The organism is Nostoc parmelioides FACHB-3921, from assembly GCF_014696625.1.
In the GTDB taxonomy this organism is placed as follows: Bacteria; Cyanobacteriota; Cyanobacteriia; order Cyanobacteriales; family Nostocaceae; genus Trichormus; species Trichormus parmelioides.
In genome coordinates this window covers 17,990-26,491 of the sequence record NZ_JACJQL010000017.1, presented here as the reverse complement: position 1 = coordinate 26,491, position 8,502 = coordinate 17,990, and the positions used below count along the sequence as shown (strand labels likewise).

Sequence of the window (8,502 nt, the reverse complement as noted above, 5' to 3'; positions counted from 1 at the left end):
TACTAGTAGGGTGTGTCATTATGAAATTTATTTTGAATAGTTTTTTTCACTCTGACGCATCCTACATTTTGGAGATTTTTCGATCTAGAAATTCTTTAGGACTGAGATATCAATAAATCAGATGAATCTGTTTCTGATTGCGGCGCATCTTGCACAACAATTCTAGATTGCAGAAATTTGGTGTTAATGATATCTTGATATGTTTCTAATGCTGGTTGCCAATTATCTATTAACTGATGCAAAGATTGTAGCTGTTCCTCTTTATTATTACCTGTGATGCCGTAGCTAAAATTGCCTGAAAATAACACAATGGGAACAGTTTCTTCTTCTGTTATGTAGAGTTTGCCTTCATTAATATTTAAGTTAAGTTGCCCTTGTTCGAGGGTAAAACCTAATTGCAGTGATACTTGGACGGGGTCATTCCCGACTTCTTGCCAAGGCGCTGGTGCTAGCAAAGATTGCAGATATTTTTGGATGTTGCCTTCTGTATCTGCTTGGGTTTCTGTGATGTAACCTCTCAAATCTATGCCTAATCCTTGATAGTCTGAGTTAGGTAAGGCTTGAATGTATCTGTGAGCAATTGCTGGTATCTGAATTTCTGCAATATCTTTAGAGCCAATTACCTCTAAGAAACTCAACATACCTTGTTGAGCAGTAATACTCACGCCGTTACGAAATATCACTTGAGAACCTTGGTTACTCACAACAGGTTCTCTGGCTAGTTCCCAATCTAAAGGAACGATATTACCATACTTGAGAAAGTCATAGGTAAGAATACTACAATTATAATTTTTAACTGCGATCGCAATCCCTAAATTTTGGAGGGTCAAAAGTTTTTGCATCTACTACCTCACAATATTATTGCTCACAAGAATTGACTTAAGATGAGTGCGAAAAATCAACATAATTTTTCCTTGTTCAAAAAAAAATATATTGATTTCTACTGCATCTGTTATTTATGTGGTCTGATTTGATTTATTACTAACAAATAATTAAGCTGAAAGCTGAAAAACGTACTATTTTCCAAAACTAAAAATTATTTATTTGCAGCAATTTCAGTATCACAAAATATAGGTTATCACAAATAAGCGAATCTACAAACTTGCTCAAAAATTAAAACTTTATATAATCTGTAAACAATAAAATTCATCATTCAGAGTTTATTTAAAAAAAGATTAATTTTAGGTTAAAAGCTACAAATAGCAAAGTAACTTAATCGATTCAGTCCAGGTTTTTGGGTTAATGATCGTGATTGCTGTTAGGCGTGTTGAGGGTATTGCTATCATTACACTCTTCACAAAAAATACCTGTTCCTTGAACGGCAGATTCTCGTAGGATTACGGCAACTTGTGTTGTTCAACTCTAGTGAGCAATTGCTGAGGGTTTTGGAAAGACTTTTCGGCTTACTTATGTTTGCTATTAAAGTTTGTAAAATCTGCTGTACTTCCAAAGATAAATAAGCTGTTGCTGTTACAAACCATTGCAGATTTATTTTTATATCAGTACGTAAAGAACAGATTCTAATTTGTGTACATAAATTGGCTTATTGACCAGTTATCACGCTATTGTTTCTGTAAAGAATTCCAGAGACTGGTTGCAGCTATACCAACCATCACACCCCAGCTCTCTACTCCTGCACTTCCCCCACTGGTAGTTCACCAACCCAAAATTGCTGGGCTAGGGCAAGCAGGGGGAGAAAGAGATTTTTTTTGCTGCTATTAACCTTGCAAAGTTCTCTTGGCAGACTACTAGAACAACGATTACACACCCAAATCCGGCAGCACTGAAGCAAGCTGGGGCATTTATATAGAAAATCGCGTTGCTTCCACTGCAACTACCACTCCATTCAGCAAGACCTGTCTAAAAACTGTTTACCGCAGTCTTTGCAGAGATAGCGTTGCTTTCCGTGACGGTGTCCATTTTTAGATAATCGGGATGAAAGACAGTGAGGACAAATCATTACTTTCATTACCTGATTACCACCTTGCTGTGTGTGGGGAGCCAAATATGCGACGAGTAAAGCCTTAATTTCATCATAACGAGGTTGTCTTTCGGGTTTATTCTGGCGTAAAGCATTGAGTAGTAAAGCGTTGTAGCATATGTGAACTGTTTCTGCTAAAAATTCGCTTTTTTCGACTGCTAATTCTGGATTCCATTCACGAAAAAAGTCCGCGAGTTGTTTAATCAACTGCTGATTAAAGCTGTCATCAAATAGCTGAAACATCTCTGGTGCAACAAAATACTGAATGTACACGACGCGAAACATGGGATTTTCAAAGTATTCTGCATAGGTATTCACCATACGTTCAATAAATTCTGACAATGGCTTTTGCTCGTCTGCTGACTGCATAATTTCTGCATTAATCTTTGTCACCTGTTCCATGTGACGAGCTTCCAGTGCATGAAAAATCGCCAATTTATCGGGAAAGAACTGATATAGCGAACCAATTGCCGTATCTGCTTTGGCTGCAATCATGTGGGTAGTTGTAGCTTCATATCCCACTTCCATAAAGACTTCTGCTGCTGCTTGCAAAATTTTTTCTACTCGTTCTTGAGAGCGTTTTTGCTTCGGTTGACGGCGCATGGGGGTAGGTTCTGGTTTGGTCACGATCTGAGTTGACAAATATGAATAATATGTCGTATTTTGAGATGAAAGATGAAAGTTATGTCACAATTTTACTCCAGTGACAGCGATCGCCCCATACATACTTACACAATTCTTGGGAGACTCCTATGGAAGCAATTCTGCCTGGCGCACCTTGGTTAATTGCCCATCGTTCCATGTTGGGCATCAACAAACCCTATAAAATCAGCTTGAATGGACAAGACTATGTACTTTGGCAAAATCAACAAGGGGAAGTATTTGCCCTCGATAACATTTGTCCGCATATGCAGGCACCGTTATCAGATGGCTGGATTTGTTCAGACAGGGGTACAATTGCCTGTCCCTTTCATGCACTAGAGTTTGATGGGCAGGGAAGACTGCACAATGCAGATAAAGTAGGCAGCCAACCTTTGTTAAATTCTCTAGAACTAGTGATTCAAGACGATTGTATTTGGACATATGGGGGCTATTCTCCTAAAATTCCAGTTCCCGATTTAATCGCCAAAGTCAGTTCAGGTATGAGCTTTTTAGGAGTGGCGGGAGAAAAAAGTATTCACGGTACTTTTTTAGACAGTATATCCATCAATTATGATTACAACCATCAAAGCGGTACACATCGGGATCTATTTGGCATTAAAGCTAATCGTATCCCTGTATTTGAGCATGATGGTTATTATGCTAAAGTTGTGCAGGAACTAGAACGTGAGGATAGTACCTGGAATGATATCCTCCGCAATCCTGTAATTTTAACTGCACCTAAAACTTACACAGGCACATTAGAATATGCTTTCCCCGCACTGACAACATTTCGGACTGACTTTTCCCTGGGAGAAATTTTGCAAGTTCATGCGCTGTATCCAGAAACAGCAACTCAAACGAAAACTTTTGTTTTAGTTTATACTCAACCTAAACACCCAATTTTGCAGCCACTAATGGGACGCTTTGTTTTAAATGCAGTGGCAACAGTGATAGAGCAAGATACACGGGCTATAGAAACATCTTATTCTCGCCAGCCAGCCAAGATTCGCCTACCCAACGAAGAAATTATGTTTTATGCTCAGAAGTTGTATCGTGAGTGGTTAAACGTTTTGTAAAATATGTTCGTCACTGCGATCGCAAAATATTGATAGTTTTTACTATAAATGTGTACTATCAAAGCGATGAAATGCTACGCTCTTCAGATAATACCTATCAAGCTAGTAATGGTTGTCAACCGCAGCTAGATCGATTTTTGGTTTGTGGGTTGGGAAGTTTAGGTCAGCATTGTGTAGCCGCCCTCAAAGAATATGGCGCAAGTGTTAGCGCCATTGACCAAGTAGAACCTAAAAACTGGGAAGTTAATAATTTACAAAATCTATTAGAAAACTTCCTGATAGGAGATTGCCGCCAAACCAGCGTGCTAGAGCAAGCAGGCATTAATCAATGCCGGACTGTACTTTTGGTTACTAATGATGAGCGTGCAAATATAGAAGCAGCATTTGCAGCGCGGCTGTTGAATCCTCAAGTTCGCCTTGTCGTCCGTTCAGACAAAGAAAATCTTAATAAACTTTTAAGTCAAAATCTTGGTAATTTTATTGCGTTTGAACCAGATCAACTGACTGCGTCTGCTTTTGCCTTTGCTGCATTGGGTAATGAAAATTTAGGCTATTTTAATTTAGAAGGACAAAAGTTAAGGGTGGGCAAATATGAAATTAAACCGGATGATTTATGGTGTCATAAACGACAGGTGCATCAATTAAATACATCTTTTCGCCGTATCTTATATTATGCTAATAACTCATCCCAAGTGCCTCATAATTATGGTGAGTGGGAGTTAGAAGCAAAATTACAACCTGGGGATACAATTGTTTATATAGAGATTGCAAATATGCTTCCCCTGGCTCAGAAACCTGCAATTAAATTTCCCACAAAAAAACGACTTTTTTGGCAAGAAATTATCCGCACAATTTCATGGTCTAACATTAAACAAAAAATTATTCAATTGTGGCACTCTGGTGAGCGGGGTCAAATTACGCGAGTTGCACTCATTTGCGGCATTACAGTATTTATTCTGTGGGGAAGCGGTATTATTTTTTATAATCGCTACTATCCTAATATCCGTTTTGTCGAAGCATTTTACACTACTGCTGTTTTACTTTTAGGTGGGTATGGTGACGTATATGGCGGTGTGGAATTTGAAAAACCTATTCCTGTATTACTACGTTTGTTCAGCTTAGGATTAACATTAGCTGGTACAGCTTTTGTGGGAGTATTGTATGCACTGTTAACGGAAAAACTGCTCTCTTCTCGGTTCCGATTTTTTTTTACGAGCAATTATTCAGCAATACCTCAACAAGACCATGTAGTATTGATAGGCTTAAATAAAGTTGGTTTACAAATTGTTACTTTATTACAACAACTCCAGGAACCTTTAGTAGGGATTAACAGTACACCTATTGAGCATAATAGTATTCGTCAACTTCCTTTAATCATTGGTAACTTTGTTAATAATATCACTAGTGTTAATATTAACTCCGCTAAAAGTGTTGTTGTGGTAACCGATGATGAAATGGAAAATTTAGAAATCGGTTTGATGGCTCATAGCCTCAGCCCCAATAGTAATTTAGTCATCCGTACTTATAACCGAAATTTTAGTGATAGGGTAGCACAGTTATTTCCTTATGCTCAAGTTTTATGTACATCAGCTTTATCGGCAGAAGTATTTGCTGCTGCTGCTTTTGGAGAAAATATTCTTGGCTTATTTCACTTAAATAATCAAACTATCCAAGTTGTGGAATATATGATTGAGTCTGGTGATACGCTTAATGAATTGATGCTTACTGATATTGCTTATGGTTATGGTGTTGTACCAATTCTTCATCAAAAATCATCACAATCTTCTGCCAAATTCATGCCTGTTGATGAAACTAAATTAGCAGTAGGCGATCGCATAGTTGTTTTAGCGACAAGCACTAGTTTACAAAGAATTGAACGTGGCGAATTAACTCCTCGAAATTGGCAGGTGCAAATCGAAAGAGCTTTAAGTCAAGATGCGATCTTTGATGGTGCAAATGAAATTAGTATTATTGCTGGATGCAGTATTAGCGCAGCTAGAGAATTAATGAAAAATTTACCAGGAAGGCTACCAAAAGCTTTATATAAACAACAAGCTCAACGTTTAGTATTGAGGCTGAATAAATTAAGAGTATTAGCTCGTTGGCTACCAATAGATAACTAAAGTACTTTCATGTATAGCTGTTGACTGTTGACTGTTGACTGTTGACAGGTTTGAAAGGCTTTTATTACCACGGTTTTATCTTAGCTTGATGTCCTAATATATCTGGCTACAGCTACATATAACTATTACAAGTGAAACCGTAAGTGTTTCCCTATCCATATTCATGTGGAAATAGGTAATGGGTAATAGTCCAATTATCAATTACCCATGACCCATTACCGATTCTTCACCCACAAGGGGGTGAGGAATTTTGATTATTTTTTGGCGCGTAGTTGTCCACAGGCTGCATCAGCTTCTAAACCGCGAGAATAACGGACACTAACAGCAATGTGTTGTTGCTGAAGAACTGTGAGGAAGGCTTGAATACGATCGCCACTAGGGCGTTTATAGTCCACTTCTGAGATAGGATTGTAAGGAATCAAATTAACGTGATTTTGAAAGCCCCGTAGATGTTTTGATAGTTCTAGGGCGTGTTCTGGCAAATCATTCACACCAGCGAGCAGAATATATTCAAAAGAAATCCGTCTACCGGTGATGGCTACATATTCTCGACATTCAGCCAGCAAATCTTCGATGTGATAGGAGCGAGCGCTGGGTATGAGTTGTTCCCGCAGTGCTTGGTTAGGGGCGTGGAGACTCACCGCCAGGGTAACTTGTAGATGGTGTTCGGCTAATTGACTGATACGATCGCGTATCCCTACAGTAGATAAAGTTAGCGATCGCTGTCCAATACCCACATCTTGATTTAAGCTTCTCAGCGCAGCCAAGACATTTTCAGTATTCAACAACGGTTCACCCATCCCCATGAATACAACATGGCTTACTCGTTGTTGAAAATCTTCTTGGACAGTTAAAACTTGATCAACAATTTCATGTCTTTCTAGGTTGCGTTTGTAGCCACCCTTACCAGTAGCGCAGAAGTCGCAAGCCATTGGACAACCGACTTGGGTAGAAACGCAGACTGTCAACCGCTTGTCTGTAGGAATACCCACGGTTTCCACAATTTCACCGTCGCTTAGTTGCAGGAGATATTTGATAGTCCCGTCGGAGGCCACAGACCGATAGTGAATGGTAGAACGTCCAATGGGGACATCAGCAACAGCAGCCCGCCATTGTTTAGAGAATACAGAAATATCAGTGAGCGATCGCACTCCCTTGTGATAAATCCAATCGTGCAACTGCTTACCCCTATAAGCAGGTTGTCCTTGCTGCTGCACCCAAGTAGTTAACTCCGTGACTGAAGCGCCGAGCAGGGGGGAAGAAGGTTGTTGTGGCTGAGATGATGGAGTTAGCTGGGTAACAGGCGTAGCAGACATAAGAAATCACAAATTAATTCTGAATCTCTATCCTACAACTTTCATAGGAAGTTAGTGGCGACGTTCAAATTTCGACAGAATTGCATTTTTCTGCATAGGCATTGAATTCGGCTTTTTATAGAATGAGCGGATACCTTATCTATTGGAATTTTTGTTCCCACAGTGTAGTCATACTCACACTGCTGAGAGTTAACTGTCAACAGTCAACAGTCAACAGCCAACACAAAAAGATGTGCCAGTTAAATCCCTGACAGCTTAGGTGTGTGATCAGACAAACTATTACTCTGGAATAAGGTGATATGCACCTAAATCAAATACTCTTGCGTCAGGGCTATCCATAGTCAAGAGTCCAGAGTTAAAGGCTAGCTTGGACTGTGGACTGTGGACTTTTGACAACCTGAGTGCGAAATATAGGATTTAAATGCGTCACAGCTTAAATATATTCTTAACATTTTGTGTATTGAGTACCATATATACTATCTGACATGAAACTTTTAGTAAAAGCAATTACATGGATACAAAGTTTAAAAACTAGCGACGAACAAGAGCTAGATAGAGATTTTAACTATATAAAACTTCAAACTTTAACAACTCATACTAGTGATCCTAATTTTGAATATGCACAGATAATCAAACAGTTGATTAGCGATAAAGATACGATTATGGTTAGTGTTGATCAATTGATAATGAGCCAAGATTCACCTCAATCATCCACACTGAAAATTTTAGTTGTTGATGACCACCAGTTAATTTTAAGCGGAACGCTGAATGTACTACAACAACAATATCCGGATGCAGCGATCGCCACAGCAAAAACAGTAGTTGAGGCGCTGACACAGATGAAAAATTCTGTGTTTGATTTGATTGTCATGGATTTATCGATACCTGAAAAAGCTGGTGCGATCGCCTATATTGATACGGGTATCAATTTGCTACAGCAGTTAATCCAGGAATATCCCCAACAGAATTTTTTGGTACAAAGTAGTTATGTCAAGGCTTTGGTTAGGATCAAACACGAAATCGATGAGCATCAAGGTGGATTTGCGATCGCCGATAAAGGACTATGCGAATCTGAGATGATAGTTCGTGCTAATTTAGCACTACAAGGTGCAACCCACACCAAAGACATCAAAACTGGATTAGAACTGAAACCAGAATGGTTAGAAGTGCTAAAGTTAGCTTTTGAAGAAGGCTTGACAGATATAGCAATCTGCAAACGGATTCACAGATCCGAGCGTGCTGTGCGTACCTACTGGACGAAGATTCAAGATGTACTTGGTATTTATCCAGAACCAGGAAAAAATATGCGTATTCAAACTGAAATCCGCGCTCGACAAGAAGGATTAATTGATTAGTCATTGGTT

At 39.0% G+C, this 8,502-nt stretch carries 6 protein-coding genes; 3 read left to right on the top strand and 3 right to left on the bottom strand.

Annotated features, from left to right (window positions below; all coding sequences use genetic code 11):
• Nucleotides 1-95: 95 nt before the first annotated feature.
• Together H6G14_RS13740 and H6G14_RS33595 are read right to left on the bottom strand one after the other, a co-directional pair.
• Nucleotides 96-842 carry a hypothetical protein gene (locus H6G14_RS13740; protein ID WP_190567939.1) on the bottom strand — a complete coding sequence of 249 codons (747 nt, stop codon included), beginning with the start codon at nt 840-842 and terminating at the stop codon, nt 96-98.
• A gap of 1,004 nt (nt 843-1,846) precedes the next feature.
• Nucleotides 1,847-2,608, bottom strand: coding sequence for a TetR/AcrR family transcriptional regulator (locus H6G14_RS33595; protein WP_199326156.1), 762 nt, complete (start codon nt 2,606-2,608; stop codon nt 1,847-1,849).
• Nucleotides 2,609-2,733: 125 nt separating this feature from the next.
• On the opposite strand from H6G14_RS33595, the gene H6G14_RS13730 reads away from it, so the two are divergent.
• On the top strand, nt 2,734-3,699 hold the full coding sequence (locus tag H6G14_RS13730; RefSeq protein WP_190567938.1) for a Rieske (2Fe-2S) protein: 966 nt from the start codon (nt 2,734-2,736) through the stop codon (nt 3,697-3,699).
• Nucleotides 3,700-3,770: 71 nt separating this feature from the next.
• On the top strand, nt 3,771-5,822 hold the full coding sequence (locus tag H6G14_RS13725) for a potassium channel family protein (protein ID WP_190568005.1): 2,052 nt from the start codon (nt 3,771-3,773) through the stop codon (nt 5,820-5,822).
• 254 nt (nt 5,823-6,076) lie between these two features.
• Here the strand turns inward: H6G14_RS13725 and rlmN are convergent, their stop codons facing one another.
• Nucleotides 6,077-7,138 carry a dual-specificity RNA methyltransferase RlmN gene (gene rlmN / locus H6G14_RS13720; protein ID WP_190567937.1) on the bottom strand — a complete coding sequence of 354 codons (1,062 nt, stop codon included), beginning with the start codon at nt 7,136-7,138 and terminating at the stop codon, nt 6,077-6,079.
• Nucleotides 7,139-7,623: 485 nt separating this feature from the next.
• Between rlmN and H6G14_RS13715 the strand changes: the two genes are divergently transcribed.
• Nucleotides 7,624-8,493, top strand: coding sequence for a response regulator transcription factor (locus tag H6G14_RS13715; protein WP_190567936.1), 870 nt, complete (start codon nt 7,624-7,626; stop codon nt 8,491-8,493).
• Nucleotides 8,494-8,502 lie beyond the last annotated feature (9 nt).